The following is a 14,984-nucleotide window of genomic DNA, read 5'->3' as shown; positions in this document are numbered from 1 at the left end:
GCTCACAGGCCATGATTAGATAGGGTAACGTCCAGTCTAACTGCTTTATGCAATGGATTCCGTGATATTCAAACAAAAATATAGCACTTAATTATGAGTCGAATGCAACAACTCTATGAGTATGGTATATGTTTAATAAAGACATAATTAAAAATGGAACGCGTTATGCAACCGACAGGGACATCGATGCGAATCCTTCTGGTTGACGATGTTCAGCTAGACAGGATGCAGTTGGCTATTCGTCTAAAGCAACTTGGACATATTGTAAAAGCCGTAGGTAGTGGACTAGAGGCGTTAAATACCTATGAGAGTTTTGATCCGGAACTGGTGTTACTCGATATATCAATGCCAGATATGAACGGTTTTGAAGTCTCTCTTCATATAAGAGAAACGTTTCCGGATTGGATCCCAATTATTTTCTTGAGTAGTCACGAAGAGCCAGAAATGATTGCTAAAGCCATAGATGCGGGCGGTGATGACTATTTAATTAAGCCGGTAGATAAACTGGTACTGAACTCTAAACTTATCGCAATGCAGCGTATTGCTCATATGAGACGAGAGCTTAAGCAAGCGACAGCTCAATTGGAGCAGGTTAATCAACTTTTGACTCAGCAAGCGAATGAAGATGGCCTAACCAAACTCTATAACCGCCGTTATATCGACCATAAGTTGGAATCGATGGTTGCATGGCATGGCCGTCACAATATGCCAATGGCTTTGATTCTATTGGACGTCGATTTTTTTAAACCGTTTAATGATAATTACGGTCATATTGAAGGCGACCGTTGCTTGCAAGCGATTGCGAATCAACTAAAGGCGACGTTTTGTCGCTCTGGGGAATATGTAGGTCGATATGGTGGAGAAGAGTTTGTTGTGTTGCTAGGGTGTACCGACACTCAAACAGCAGAAAGAGAAGCCGAGCGTATACAAGAGGCTATGTATTTTCTCGATTACCCACATGAGTATTCTAGTGTGTCAAATAGAGTGACAGTGTCACAGGGTATTTTTGTTTTTCAACCAACAGGGAAAGAAGTGCAATCAGACTTGTATGCAACCGTTGATAAAGCACTATATACATCAAAATCTTTGGGAAGAAACACACATACTGTAGTTAATTCTTTTTAAAACAAAGTCTTATGAATGCCACTTTTTTGTTGCGTTGTCACGTTTTGGTAATTCTTTTAAAGTTAACTCAAAGTAAGATAGGCAAACAGTGCGAACGGAATGTCGCAATCGGGCGTATACCTTATACCTTTGATTAGATAGATAACATCGGGATAGTGGCAACGATGAGTGCAGTTATTATGCTGATGGGGAAGTTCGGTTTTGTTTTAAACCCAGACAAGCTTGTTAACTTTCACGATTGGTGAGGGTCTAACGAAGCTTTATGCAGTTACGTCCGGCCTTTTTCGCTTTGTAAAGTGCTTCGTCCGCTGATTTAATAACGTCCAGAGGAGCTTGCCCATTCCGGCTATCAGCAACTCCGAAACTTGCGGTAACAAAAACCGACTTTCTTTTCGAACTGTTGCTACCACGACGTTTTTGTCCTTGTTTATGGTTCTCAGGGCGAGATTCTTCATCGCGTAATATCATCTCGTATTCTGCAATCGATTTGCGAGCTTCTTCCAAAAAGTTCTTACATTCGTCAGCGTATTTGCCTTTAAAAACGATGGTAAATTCTTCTCCGCCAAATCGATAAACTTTTGCGCCGCCTGGGGTTTTAGTGAGGCGCGAAGCGACCATTTTTAGAACGTCATCACCAGTATCGTGACCGTAGGTGTCGTTAAACTTTTTAAAATGGTCAACATCAAGCATTGCGATCGTGAACTTCTTACCCATGTGTTTTAGATCGAGATCAAGTGCACGTCTGCTCGGAATCAGCGTTAGGCTATCGGTGAAAGCCAGTTGATGGCTAGCGGAAGCGGCATAAATAATGATAAGCAGCCCTGTTAGCGTAAACATGGTGCTTGATATGTACTGCACATCAAAGAAAATGAACGTCGCAGACGCCAATACCATGGCAGAGTAGGTCATCGCATGGATAATTTCATTCTTCTTTAAAACAAGAATTCCAAGAAAACAGACAATACCCACGCAATATAAAACAAGAATGAAAGGCAGTTTAGAGACCGTCGGTACAATAAATAAAATACCGCTTGTCCATTGTTCAAACCCTCCTTCAACGTAATATGCTAGCGTTAGATAAGACCAAAGAACGAACATTGCTAACATCAAGATGTAAGTCAACATGGCTCTAGAGTCAAAACCTTCTTTACTAAACAAAAATACCGTAAGAAACGAGACAGGAAGTAACGTGGCTAAAATGGTTAGCTCAAGTAAAGCGGTACCACTTTGAAGCGGGACTTGTAGGCGGTGCTGTATCACGAAATAGGCTAGCAACATTGCCAAGCACACCATGGACTCTCTGCCTTGCTTAAATGAATAACAAAGGAGTAGCGCACAACCTAATAGTATGTACGGCAAGTTTGCGGCAATGCCCCAGTTTGCCTGAGTCATCTGAATAATGCTGTCCATGCCCGAACTCACTATGCCCAGTAGCAAAAAAGGGAATAAGAATCTGAAGCCTGATGAAGTCATTGACGATGAGGACATCTATTACAAACTGCCTGAAAATAGTTGACTATATAATTGGTTAGGTAAATCGTTTTATCAATATGGATATTTATCCGTTATTGAATTTCGAACTTTGAGAACTAGCAAGAATACGTCTATTTGTTCCTTTTCCCAAGTATTTTGGAAGACATTACCGCAAAAAGAGAGAGATTGATTAAATTAAGAGCAATCAATAAGTTGTTATAAACAAGTCGTTGCTATACTCATTTCATAGGAAAAAGGAGATTTACAGATGCAGATAAGCTCAGATGTGCACAATTACATGGAAACATTAGTAGGTCAGGTTCTCAGTTTGCCCGAATTTTTAGAACAGTATGACAACGAACAGTTAGCCGATATTGCTTGCCTTGCGCTTATCCAGCTCAAGCCTGTCTATATCCGTTATGATATTGATTTTTTGTCTTCACTTCCTGAACAAAAATTAAGCCAGTTTAAGCAAAGCGCGGATATAGCGGTGAAAAACGCCGCAGAAATGGTGAAAGAAGACAGGCGTAAGAACCGAGAGTATGATGTGCCTGTAATTTTTTCCCATACTAGTTATGATGATGACAAAGAGTTGGATTGGTATGAAAAACCGATCCTTAACGTTAATATTAAGTAAGAGTCGCTCAGTTGACTAGTGAGCTGACCCAAGGAGGAATCGTGGGATTTTTTTCGCGTTTGTTTGGTGGTAGTGAGAAAACGGTTGAAGCCAAAAATATCGAACCAGTTGAATATAAAGGTTTCCTTATTTACCCAGAGAGCCTTTCAGAGGGCGGACAATATCGCATCGCTGGTCGAATAGAAAAGCATGACAATGATGAAGTGAAAACACATCGGTTTATTCGCTCCGATTTGCTTGGCTCAGAGCAAGATGCCAATGACCTTATGTTGAAGAAATCTCAAATGTTTATTGATCAAATGGGCGATAAAATCTTCGACTAGCAATTTACTGCAATTTGATTCCAGTCATCTTAAAAAGAGCCATTAGTGTATATGCTAGTGGCTCTTTCTTTTTAACGCTTAAATCTCTGTTAAGTCAGTATTTAATCGTTACCTGGTTAGACCTCAGTCTAGTACGGTGTTGCGTTGTTATTTTTCGTGCACAGAGCGACAATCATTCATTACTTAGCGTTATATGTAATGAAATTTAGTATTTAAATTACAAAACACTTGAAGTAATGAGACGCGTTCGATACAAACAGAATAATAACAGGGCTGTTAGTCAAGGTGTTATTGTGCAAATGGGTGTCCCCAAACATCATCTTTCGTTTGCAATTGTCTTGCGTGGTAAACAGATAGAAATAAAAAAGAATTAGAGTAGAGCGACGCTCTGTTTTGGGACTAATTTATTGATATGTATACAAGGAGTATGCGTTTTGCAAATCGGTGTACCTAAAGAGATACTCGCGGGTGAATCGCGAGTGGCTGCATCGCCGAAGTCGGTTGAGCAGTTAATAAAATTGGGATTCGATGTCGCGATTGAATCCCAAGCGGGGGTGCTAGCGAGTTTCGATGATGCCGCTTATGAAGCAGCTGGTGCGAAAATCGTTTCTAGTGAAGAAGTTTGGGCATCTGGCCTTATTTTAAAAGTTAATGCGCCAATTGTGGATGATGAGCAAGGCATTGACGAAATTGCGTTACTGCAAGATGGAGCAACACTGGTTAGCTTTATTTGGCCGGCTCAAAATGCTGAGTTGATGGAACAACTTTCAAGTAAGAACATTAACGTTCTTGCCATGGATTCCGTTCCTCGTATCTCACGTGCACAAGCCTTAGATGCGCTATCTTCGATGGCTAATATCGCTGGTTATCGCGCAGTGGTTGAGGCAGCTCATGAGTTTGGTCGTTTCTTTACAGGTCAAATTACGGCTGCCGGTAAAGTACCTCCAGCGAAAGTATTGGTTGCGGGTGCTGGCGTCGCTGGCTTGGCGGCTATCGGTGCTGCAGGTAGCTTAGGTGCTATTGTCCGTGCGTTTGACGTTCGCCCAGAAGTAAAAGAGCAAGTTGAATCGATGGGCGCTGAGTTCCTGACCGTTGACTTTCAAGAAGAGTCTGGCTCTGGGGATGGCTACGCAAAAGAAATGTCTGATGACTTCAACAAAAAAGCGGCAGAGTTATACGCAGAGCAAGCTAAAGATGTTGATATCATTATTACGACCGCGCTCATCCCTGGTAAACCTGCGCCGAAGTTGATCACCAAAGAAATGGTCGACAGCATGAAAGCGGGCAGTGTAATTGTCGACTTGGCAGCTGCTAATGGCGGTAACTGTGAATATACAGTGAAAGACCAAGTTATCATGACGGATAACGGCGTAAAAATTGTTGGTTACACTGACATGGTTGGTCGTTTGCCAACACAATCTTCTCAGCTTTACGCGACAAACCTTGTTAACCTTCTAAAACTGCTGTGTAAAGAGAAAGATGGCAACATCAATATTGATTTTGAAGATGTTGTTATCCGTGGCGTTACCGTGGTGAAAGAAGGTGAAGTTACTTGGCCAGCGCCACCAATTCAGGTTTCAGCTCAGCCGCAAGTGAAACAAGAACAGCCTGTGAAGCCAGAGCCTAAAGTAGAAGAACCTACGTCTCCAACGAAGAAAATTATTGGTGTGGCAGCGGCTGTTGGAGCCTTTGCATGGGTAGCATCGGTTGCTCCGGCAGCGTTTCTTTCTCACTTTACTGTATTCGTTCTAGCGTGTGTTGTCGGATACTACGTAGTATGGAATGTTACCCATGCACTTCATACTCCACTAATGTCAGTAACGAATGCTATCTCTGGCATTATTGTCGTTGGTGCATTACTGCAAATTGGACAAGGTAATGGCGTCGTTTCATTCCTATCTTTTATTGCCGTATTGATCGCGAGTATCAATATCTTCGGTGGTTTCACCGTCACCAAGCGTATGCTTGAAATGTTCCGCAAAGATAAATAGGAGTCACAATGTCTGCAGGATTAGTACAAGCAGCTTACATTGTTGCTGCATTATTTTTCATCATGAGTTTGGCGGGGCTTTCAAAGCAAGAGTCTGCTCGTAATGGTAACTACTACGGTATCGCTGGTATGACGATCGCGCTAATAGCGACGATCTTTAGCCCAGATGCGCAAGGTTTTGGTTGGATCATTATCGCGATGGCGATAGGTGGTGCGATCGGTATTTTCTATGCGAAGAAAGTAGAAATGACCGAGATGCCAGAACTGGTTGCGATTCTACACAGCTTTGTAGGTTTAGCTGCGGTTTTAGTTGGCTACAACAGTTACCTAGATGCGCCAGAAGCAGCAACACATGCTGAGCATGTTATCCACCTTGTAGAAGTATTCTTGGGTGTGTTCATCGGTGCCGTAACTTTCACCGGTTCAATTGTCGCATTTGGTAAGCTGCGTGGTGTGATTTCTTCGTCGCCACTTAACCTACCTCATAAGCACAAAATGAATCTCGCAGCGGTTGTTATCTCTACGCTTCTTATGATCTACTTCGTAAAAGCAGATGGCAGCATGTTCGCTCTTATTGTGATGACTTTGATTGCGTTCGCATTCGGCTACCATTTAGTCGCTTCAATTGGTGGTGCTGATATGCCAGTTGTTGTCTCTATGTTGAACTCATACTCAGGTTGGGCAGCAGCGGCAGCAGGTTTCATGCTAGCAAATGATCTATTGATTGTAACAGGTGCTTTGGTAGGTTCATCAGGTGCGATTCTTTCTTACATCATGTGTAAAGCAATGAACCGTTCGTTTATCAGTGTTATTGCCGGTGGTTTTGGTCAAGAGATAGTGATTTCAGGTGACGAAGAGCAGGGCGAATATCGTGAAACAACGGCTGAAGAAGTTGCAGAGATGTTGAAGAACTCAAAATCAGTAATCATCACTCCAGGATATGGCATGGCAGTAGCTCAGGCACAATACCCTGTTCATGAAATTACTGATGTACTTCGTTCACAAGGTATTGAAGTTCGCTTTGGGATTCACCCAGTAGCGGGTCGTCTACCGGGGCATATGAATGTGTTACTCGCTGAAGCAAAAGTACCGTATGATATCGTTCTTGAAATGGATGAAATCAATGATGACTTTGCAGAAACCGATACCGTATTGGTTATCGGTGCTAACGATACGGTCAACCCAGCCGCACTGGAAGATCCGAACAGCCCAATCGCTGGTATGCCCGTATTGGAGGTATGGAACGCGAAAAACGTAGTGGTATTCAAGCGCTCAATGAATACTGGTTACGCAGGAGTACAGAACCCACTGTTCTTCAAAGAAAATACATCAATGCTATTTGGTGATGCGAAAGAAAGTGTTGAGTCTATTTTTAAAGCACTTTAACCATTCTTGATTTAAAACTATACAGGGTCAGCAATCGCTGGCCCTTTTTTGTTCCGTTTCAATGTTATAGTAATGCAAATCCTTCTGTTAGCAGATGTCAATTGCTTGTAGATTGATGTATAGTTTTGGCTAATGTAACAAGTGACGGTAACAGTTTGATTAAAAAGTTTTTGCTCGGTTTTGCAACTGTATTGCCGCTTTTTTCGGCACCTGCATTTTCCGATTCACTACCAGAAAGAATAGATACGTTTACAGAGCTATTTAACTATGAAGTAGCTCTTAAGTCGTACGATATTCGTATTCTGCAATCAAATTATCCTACCAAGTTACTTGCGCCAGATTCGCTTCTGCCGCAAACGTCTGACTATCCGTTAAAAGATATCCAACAGCTTTACAGCTTGGCGAATACTTGTCGTGGCAAATTACCATTAAGTCCTTTAATTACTGAGCCTTTAGTATTTACAAGGGCGATTTGTAAAGGGACGCAGCTGACACCTCGTTGGTTCTCGCGTAGTGGTCTCATTCACCCTGGTGGTGGGACGTATGCGGCACGTTATGTGGATAAGTATCCAGAACTCAAACCCAAACTATCTCAGTACATGCATATAAAAGAGCGTGATAACGAGGAACGGGATGAGTTGCTAGAAAGCTTGAAAAACATGGATGACGACGCCATTAATGCTTTGATTGCAGGCGCGAGCATGTTTATTGAAGGTAACGAACTTTGGTTAAGACGTGGTGACCGTTACTTTGTTTTCGAGAAAGATATCTGGCAAGAGAACGTAGCGAATGCGGGTCTGTCATACGCTCTAGCGTCTCAAAGCAAAAGTTGCTTTGTTAAACGAGGTAATATTTGTTGGGATGTAGAAGATCACTCGCAAGTTTTGCGGATCAGTATGATCATACTGGTAATCGCCAATATTCTTTTGGTGATTGGTTGGGCGGTGTACCGTTGGAATAGCAAGCGAGAAGAACTACGTAGTAGAATGCTCGTGTTGCAAATTTTAACGCATGAGCTCAGAACACCGATTGCATCTCTGTCACTAACGGTTGAGGGCTTTCGTCGAGAGTTCGAGCATTTGCCTGAAAGTGTGTATGACGAATTCCGCAGATTGTGTGAAGATACGCGCCGCCTGCGTCAATTGGCAGAAGCGAGTAAAGATTATTTGCAATCTGATAACCAAATGCTTGCAACAGACTGGGTACCATCCGTTGCAGATTGGTTAGAATTTAAGATCGAAGAAGAATTTGATAGTGCCGTGCTTTTTAACATCAATGAAGATGTGGCTGCTAAAGTTAATGTGTACTGGTTAGGAACTTGTATCGATAACTTGCTTCGTAATGCGCTTAAGTACGGTGTCGCACCGGTTGAATTGGATGTCTCAACTAGTGAAGAAAAAATAGTATTCCAAGTCCGAGATGCAGGAGGCCTAACGGCTAAAGATTGGGCAAATTTGAAGAAACCGTTCGTAAGTAAGAGCGGGTTAGGACTTGGATTAACAATCGTTGAATCTATGGTAGGCCGCATGGGCGGAAAAATGTCCTTAATGGGACCACCTACAACTTTTATATTGGAGATACCTTGTGAAACAGACACTGCTTCTCGTTGAGGACGATAAAAACTTGGCTGACGGCCTGTTAGTAAGCCTGGAACAAGCAGGATATGAGTGTTTACATGTGGAGCGTATTGCAGACGTAGAGCCACAATGGAAAAAAGCTGACTTGGTAATTCTCGATCGCCAACTCCCAGATGGTGACTCTGTACAATGTCTCCCAGAATGGAAACAGATTAAAGACGTACCAGTTATCTTGTTAACGGCACTTGTTACCGTAAAAGATAAAGTTGCAGGCCTTGATTCCGGCGCGAACGACTACTTAACAAAGCCTTTTGCTGAAGCGGAGCTTTTTGCGAGAATCCGTGCACAGCTACGAGCACCGGATTCAGCAGAACAAAGCAACGCTGATAAAGTGATTACAAAAGACTTAGAGATTGACCGCTCGACTCGTGAAGTGACTTATAAAGACGAGCTAATTACGCTTACTCGAACAGAGTTTGATTTGCTGCTATTTTTGGCGTCAAACTTAGGTCGCGTGTTTACTCGTGATGAGCTACTTGACCACGTTTGGGGTTACAATCACTTCCCGACAACACGTACGGTTGATACACATGTATTACAGCTTCGTCAAAAACTGCCAGGACTGGAAATTGAAACACTTCGTGGTGTTGGCTACAAGATGAAAGCATAAGTCGTAATGAAAATACTACTCCCTGTAGTTGTCTCATTAGCGTTAGTGAAACCAGTCCATGCGATGGACTGGTTTCAAACTAACACGCCTTTAACACAGGCACATCAACACTTACTTGAAGATGATCTTGCGGGTATGTTCAACTCTCTTGTTGAACTCTGGCAAACGGAACCAAGTAAAGATTTGACTCCTCACCTTAATGATCTTCTTGGTCAGTCACTATCTAAAAACTGTGGCAAGGCTCTCACTGGTGTAACGCTGCCTGATTGGATAAGTGGTGTGAACGTTATTCGTCAGACTATTCAAAGCCCTGGGCGAGATACATTTAGATTGGTGATCAAGCTAAGAGCTACAACTGACATCGAAAATATTTCATTTAATCGATGGGTGGATGATTCTATATCCGCGGACAGTTCATTCAGCTATGAACAACAGCCGAACGGGACAGAACTTGCCAACGAGCGTAGTTACTCGAAACGCTATAACTTAACAGGCAAGCTTGAAGCTGGTTTATATCACTTAACCGTTGTTTCTACTGATAAACAAGAGTATCGAACTTGGGTAATACTTGGAGATTCAAACTCTTCTCAATATGTTCGTTGGACATCTAAAGAGAATTGGAAAGTAGAAAAGAGCGCACTTCGTAATCCCCATTGTCCATTACCGCAACTTGAAGTTGGTTTGTATGACTACATTGATGGCCAGTACGAGCAAATGTGGAAAAAGACTTATGAGTCTAACTATCCAAATTCATTGGAGCTAGCGGGTGTCCCAAACGATAGATACGTATTGGCGGTAAGTATCAATAGTCGCCGTTGGCAGGGCGATATAATTGTTGAGCAGGCTCAAACTATTAGCCGAACCTATGATCTTTCTCAGGAAGAATAGTTAAAGAAATACTACTTGTGCCGATAAAGGTTCAGGACGAACTAAAATCACAAGTGTAGTATGAAAAACAAATATAAAATTCTTGCCACTTCTGTTGCTACTATTCTTTTCGCTAATACTGCTTCTGCTGCTACTTATGCGATAGAGGCTCGTAGTGATGCAATGGGTGGCGTTGGTACCGTATCAGCAACTTATCTAACTGCGCCTTTTTTCAACCCTGCTCTTACTGCGATTTATCGCCGAAATGACGATGCAGGCATGATCGTGCCAAGTTTTGGTGGCAGCTACGATGATCAATATGATCTAGTTGATGAGATCGAACGCATCAGCAAATTAACAGACGTCGATGAAATCAAAAAATCGATGGATGCTATCGATGGGAAAAAGACAGACTTTGATCTTGGTGGTGTCGTTGCCATTGGTATCCCCAACAAATTCTTATCTGCAACTGCATACGGTAAGCTATACACTGAATCATTCGTACAACCAAATGTTGATACCTCAGGTACTAATCCATTAGATGATAGCTATGTACAAGGTGTTTCTATTGGCGTGGCTGAAGCTGGTATTTCACTTGCTAAATACACTAATTTCATGAACCAACACCTTTCTTTTGGTGTTACTCCTAAACTTCAGCGTATATACACATACTCATACGCCACGAGTTTTCAGAATTTTGATACTAAAGACTTACGTGAAAATGAGACCGCGGAAACGATGTTTAACTTAGACGCAGGCGCACTTTGGTTCTTTGGCCCATATCGTCTCGGTATTTCAGCGAAAAATTTGATCGGAAGAGACGTTAAAACAAAATCATTCCAATATGGCAGCGATACGATAAAATCATACGAATATAGCATGCGTCCTGTATACACCGTTGGGGCAGGGATTGTTGCCGATTACTTTACGATGAGTGTTGACTACGATCTTAACGAAGAAAAACGTTTTTCATCCTTTGATGATAATACTCAAATGATTCGAGCTGGTATTGAATTTGATATTTTGCGTCAAATGGCATTACGAGCAGGGTATATGAAGAACTTAGCTCGAAGTAATGACGAAGGAACCATTACTGCTGGTATCGGGTTGTCTCCACTTAAGTTGTTCGAATTGGATATCGCAGCTCAGTACACAAACGAGAACGCTATGGGTGCATCCATTAATTTCCTTGCTACCTATTAATTGAATCGTTATAGTCAGCTCCTCAAAATGAGGAGCTTTTTATGTTTGACGATTTACCCCCTCTATCTCACCAAGAACAACAACAAGCTGTAGAGAGAATTCAAGAATTGATGGCGAAGGGCACAAGTACTGCAGAAGCTATCAAAATTGTTGCCGAACGGATTCGTTCTGAGTACGCAGAAAAACAACAACAACAAAACTAATCAATTCATGGACAGGGCATACGCCCTGTTTTTTTGCCTTTCTATTTTCTATTCCTTTACATTCCCAAACACCACCCTAATTACGCTGTAACTACAATTTACTAAACCTATATGGTTTTAATCTTGTTCAATTGCCTTTAAGACTAAATAGCGAGTTGGTAAAATTTTACCTAATCGTGTTAACCTTAGTTTTCGTAGCACAGGTAATTAGGCATTTTTTAAAGAACTCATAAATTAAACTCAATAATATCAATTATTTACCGCGGGCATTTAATCTGCCAACCATATTGGTTGCGATTGATCTTGTAATTTAATTACAAAGCCCAAGAGAGCTTTGTTCTCAGACAGAAGATTATGCTAAAAAAAGAAAAAAGAGACACCGTAACTTATAACGATAATTAAACTAGAGTTATTAAATAAGCGATATAAGAACAGTAAGCACTCGCAGACATATGTAATAGATGAATCGAAATTCATCTTATTGAGCTGCTTTTTTAGCCGAAATACGTCTCCTGGATTTGAGCGGAGCGTTACATATTGAATATGCTTAATCTAAAGTAGTTTTACTAAACTAGGCGACGTTGAAGTGGGTAATATGAATCCTCAAGAGTAGTAGAAATCAAGAGCAGTAACGCGCATTACAACGTAACGTTTTCTGGCATCCTTCCTGTTAAATAGTCCGATAATTAGAGAAGAAATTGGAAAAACATCGTTTATCTTTGGATGAGAGGAAGCAACAAGGTTGCAATGAAAACTATTTGCCTGTTTTAAACTAAACTCCTTTAACTATCATGTAGCAGTAGTTTTGATGTTGTGTTCGCTCTATGTGGACTAGACTTAATATGAGAACAAAAACTAACCTAGGGAGGAATGATGGGTTATAAGCACGTTTTGGTTGCTGTCGACTTATCTCAATCTAGCCAAGCCGTTATCGAAAAAGCAATAATGCAAGCAGATAACTCAAGCAGCAAACTCTCATTTGTTTACGTAGATGTTGATCGCATAGTCATGGAAGCGAAGGAAGAGCAAGAATTGGAAAGAAGGCTGCAAGAGCTCGCTGATAAATGCTTATATCCAGTAAACGAGACCATGGTAGTAATCGGCGATCTTCATATAAAACTATCGGGAATCGTCAAAAAAGAGGGGATAGACTTAGTTGTATGTGGTCATCATCACAACTTATTGAGTCGCTTTTTTTCATCGATACCAAAGGTTGTGAACGAAGTTGAAGCTGATTTATTAATCGTCTATTTAGACGAGTGATCGACAACTCTTGTTCGCACTCATCATTTTTTGTCACTAAAAAGCCGAACGTTTATGTTCGGCTTGGTGTATCGGCGATAATAAAAGTTTTTAGCCAGGAATGATTGATGCCTCATGAGATAAAACAGATGCAGACTCCGCGTTTGACTGCAGATCAAAATGTACGTTAACTTGCACGCCTTCTCGCTCAAAAGTGACATCATCAAAATCGGTCATAGCGATTTTGAATCCATTTCTAGCAAAAAAGCCAGTCACCATAGTTCGCTGCTTAATTTCTAATGCAGACGCGAGTAGCTTATCCATGGCATTCTCCTTGGTTATTGTGGGGATATGGGTAGAAGATACACATAGATTGGTATGAAATCAATTTTATATAAAGTTGCTTTTGATGAAAATTTTAATGTAAGTCAATCTATCGTTTACCCCACGTGATTTATTCCACGCAAAACCTTGATAACAAGACGGCAGAGCATCTCACATTGTGATAGCAAGCATAAAGATGGGGGTGTTAATAAATACCGCCGAAACAATATGTTACAAAGATTAGCGTTAGGCCTAGTTGAGTAGACAACGCAAAATTCTAAATCTGAACAACCGCCCTAAAATGACTCACTCTTCAATACTTGTGATAACTCAGACCTAATAAAAGTAGATATCTCAGCTAGCTTTCTTGGCAAAGGGTTTTGATAAGGGTAGGCAATATACATGGAACGTTCTATATCAAAGGTTTGCGATATTCGGATGTTTTTGTCTATATAGTTACTTTTAATAAGATAGTTTGGAATGACACCAACCCCAACTCCCTCAGAAACAAAGTTTATTAAAATAGAGGTGTTATCAACTTCGATAACATCAGTATATTGATTTTTAATTGATTCCTTATTCGAATGATGTTTGTAGATTAATAGTGTTTTGTTGTTGGCATTACTTACCCTAGATATCAAAACATCACTATAATCACCAATTTTATGTGCAATAAGAGTGTCATCAATAACATTATTAAGCCTAATCGCTAAATCTACGTTGCTTTCTAATAAATTTTCTACATTGTTACTTGACGATATTTCAAAATCAACTTTTGGATATCGTTCTTTTAAGTCTTTAAGAACAGAACCAAAAATAGAAGAGGCTATAGAGTTGGGCATTGTGATTTTAAACTTTCCATCAATGCATTCACTCAACGAGCTAGCTCTGTAATTTAACTCGTGCAAACTCTCTAACGTCTTGATAGCAAGTTCTCTAATGCTTTCGCCATGATCAGTTAAAACGAGTTTCCTTGTTGTTCTGTGGACGAGTGTTACGCCAAGTTGTTTTTCTAATGCTGCTAGCTGCCTGCTGACTTGAGCTTTAGACTTTCCAAGTTCTTTTGATGCCTCTGTAAGAGAGAGGTGTTTACAAATGGCTGCAAAGCAGATCAGCTCATTGTTCATCAATTCCATGATTGTTACCTTTTTGCAACTCTGAGTCACGTTGTCTTTTAACTGGTGGGAAAGTATAACTTGCATCATCGGAGGGGGACAATGATATTTAAAAGCCGCCATGAAATAATGGCAGACTACTATCTTAATAAAACCATATTGGATATTAAGTTAAACCGATATCCTGAAGGAATTAACTTAATCGGATTAAATATATAAAATAAAGATTTAAAAATAAAAAGTTTGTCTCGTGAAATTACTAAGTTGGATTCGGGTGATTTAATTATTTATTGTGTATCATTGATAATGACTCATTCCATATCGAAAAAAGTAATAATAAAAGTTGAAATTGACTCTTTAAATTATAAAGTTAAACGTGTGAGGATATTTAAATATGAAGACTGCAATACAAAATTCGAAAAGATCTGTTTATCAGAAAGATACATTGTATAGAATAATAAATAATATTAGTACTTTGTATACCAAATCACTAGTAAAATTATTTGGTGAAGAGTTGAGAATCCATCATTGCAAACATAAGATTAATGTAAGAACCACTAACGAGTTGAGTGAACATATGAAGAAAGATCTAGGTATAGATTGAAAAGTAGAGAGTTTACATCTAATAGATTCCTTGTTCCTATAAAGATAATATAGTACTTACACGTTTGGGTTAAGCAAATGCGTGTCCATGTTGTCTCATATTGAATGAGCAAGATGCAAAACCAACGTGCATGGTGTCAGATACAGAAGTGGTCGCTGTGGTGGAATCGAAGTTCATGGCCCATACAAGACAGCTGATGAAGCTTGCAAGGAAGCAAAAGCCAAATACGGTGTAACTAAACTGAC

Annotated in this window: 14 protein-coding genes; 11 read left to right on the top strand and 3 right to left on the bottom strand. The window is 40.5% G+C overall.

Going from position 1 to position 14,984, the window contains the following annotated elements:
* Positions 1-165: 165 nt before the first annotated feature.
* On the top strand, positions 166-1,125 hold the full coding sequence (locus R7Q48_RS20365) for a diguanylate cyclase (protein WP_256902811.1): 960 nt from the start codon (positions 166-168) through the stop codon (positions 1,123-1,125).
* Between the two features lie 249 nt (positions 1,126-1,374).
* On the opposite strand, the gene R7Q48_RS20360 is transcribed toward R7Q48_RS20365, so the two are convergent.
* Positions 1,375-2,613, bottom strand: coding sequence for a sensor domain-containing diguanylate cyclase (locus R7Q48_RS20360; protein WP_053349903.1), 1,239 nt, complete (start codon positions 2,611-2,613; stop codon positions 1,375-1,377).
* Between the two features lie 253 nt (positions 2,614-2,866).
* Between R7Q48_RS20360 and R7Q48_RS20355 the strand changes: the two genes are divergently transcribed.
* The 10 genes from R7Q48_RS20355 (at position 2,867) to R7Q48_RS20310 (ending at position 12,717) form a co-directional block, all read left to right on the top strand.
* Positions 2,867-3,235: a late competence development ComFB family protein gene (locus tag R7Q48_RS20355; protein ID WP_047101090.1), complete on the top strand. Its 369-nt coding sequence runs from the start codon at positions 2,867-2,869 to the stop codon at positions 3,233-3,235.
* A 41-nt stretch (positions 3,236-3,276) separates the two neighbouring features.
* A complete protein-coding gene (locus R7Q48_RS20350) occupies positions 3,277-3,558 on the top strand; it encodes an HlyU family transcriptional regulator (protein WP_005376244.1) in 282 nt (93 codons plus the stop codon).
* A 434-nt stretch (positions 3,559-3,992) separates the two neighbouring features.
* Positions 3,993-5,549, top strand: a complete 1,557-nt coding sequence (locus R7Q48_RS20345) for a Re/Si-specific NAD(P)(+) transhydrogenase subunit alpha (protein ID WP_054575447.1) — start codon at positions 3,993-3,995, stop codon at positions 5,547-5,549.
* Between the two features lie 8 nt (positions 5,550-5,557).
* Entirely contained in the window at positions 5,558-6,934 is a 1,377-nt protein-coding gene (gene pntB / locus R7Q48_RS20340) for a Re/Si-specific NAD(P)(+) transhydrogenase subunit beta (protein WP_005376248.1), read from the top strand.
* 155 nt (positions 6,935-7,089) lie between these two features.
* A complete protein-coding gene (gene vxrA, locus R7Q48_RS20335) occupies positions 7,090-8,544 on the top strand; it encodes a sensor histidine kinase VxrA (RefSeq protein WP_256902812.1) in 1,455 nt (484 codons plus the stop codon).
* A complete protein-coding gene (gene vxrB / locus R7Q48_RS20330) occupies positions 8,519-9,181 on the top strand; it encodes a response regulator transcription factor VxrB (RefSeq protein WP_005376251.1) in 663 nt (220 codons plus the stop codon). The genes vxrA and vxrB overlap by 26 nt, the downstream gene beginning before the upstream one ends.
* A gap of 6 nt (positions 9,182-9,187) precedes the next feature.
* Positions 9,188-10,069 (top strand): DUF2861 family protein, encoded by an 882-nt coding sequence (locus R7Q48_RS20325; protein ID WP_005388048.1) that lies wholly within the window; start codon positions 9,188-9,190, stop codon positions 10,067-10,069.
* A 60-nt stretch (positions 10,070-10,129) separates the two neighbouring features.
* Positions 10,130-11,251: a conjugal transfer protein TraF gene (locus R7Q48_RS20320; protein ID WP_256902692.1), complete on the top strand. Its 1,122-nt coding sequence runs from the start codon at positions 10,130-10,132 to the stop codon at positions 11,249-11,251.
* A 41-nt stretch (positions 11,252-11,292) separates the two neighbouring features.
* Positions 11,293-11,454, top strand: a complete 162-nt coding sequence (locus R7Q48_RS20315; protein ID WP_005376257.1) for a YoaH family protein — start codon at positions 11,293-11,295, stop codon at positions 11,452-11,454.
* A gap of 873 nt (positions 11,455-12,327) precedes the next feature.
* Complete coding sequence (locus R7Q48_RS20310; RefSeq protein ID WP_017634770.1) at positions 12,328-12,717, top strand: universal stress protein; 390 nt, start codon at positions 12,328-12,330, stop codon at positions 12,715-12,717.
* Positions 12,718-12,807: 90 nt separating this feature from the next.
* Here R7Q48_RS20310 and R7Q48_RS20305 read toward each other — a convergent pair whose 3' ends face one another.
* Both R7Q48_RS20305 and R7Q48_RS20300 read right to left on the bottom strand, forming a co-directional pair.
* A complete protein-coding gene (locus tag R7Q48_RS20305) occupies positions 12,808-13,020 on the bottom strand; it encodes a hypothetical protein (RefSeq protein WP_005376260.1) in 213 nt (70 codons plus the stop codon).
* Between the two features lie 296 nt (positions 13,021-13,316).
* A complete protein-coding gene (locus tag R7Q48_RS20300) occupies positions 13,317-14,156 on the bottom strand; it encodes a LysR family transcriptional regulator (protein WP_053349988.1) in 840 nt (279 codons plus the stop codon).
* Positions 14,157-14,984: the final 828 nt, after the last annotated feature.

Source organism: Vibrio sp. 378 (genome assembly GCF_033339435.1).
Note: the sequence above shows the minus strand (reverse complement) of the source record. Positions and strands in the feature narration are given on the sequence as shown.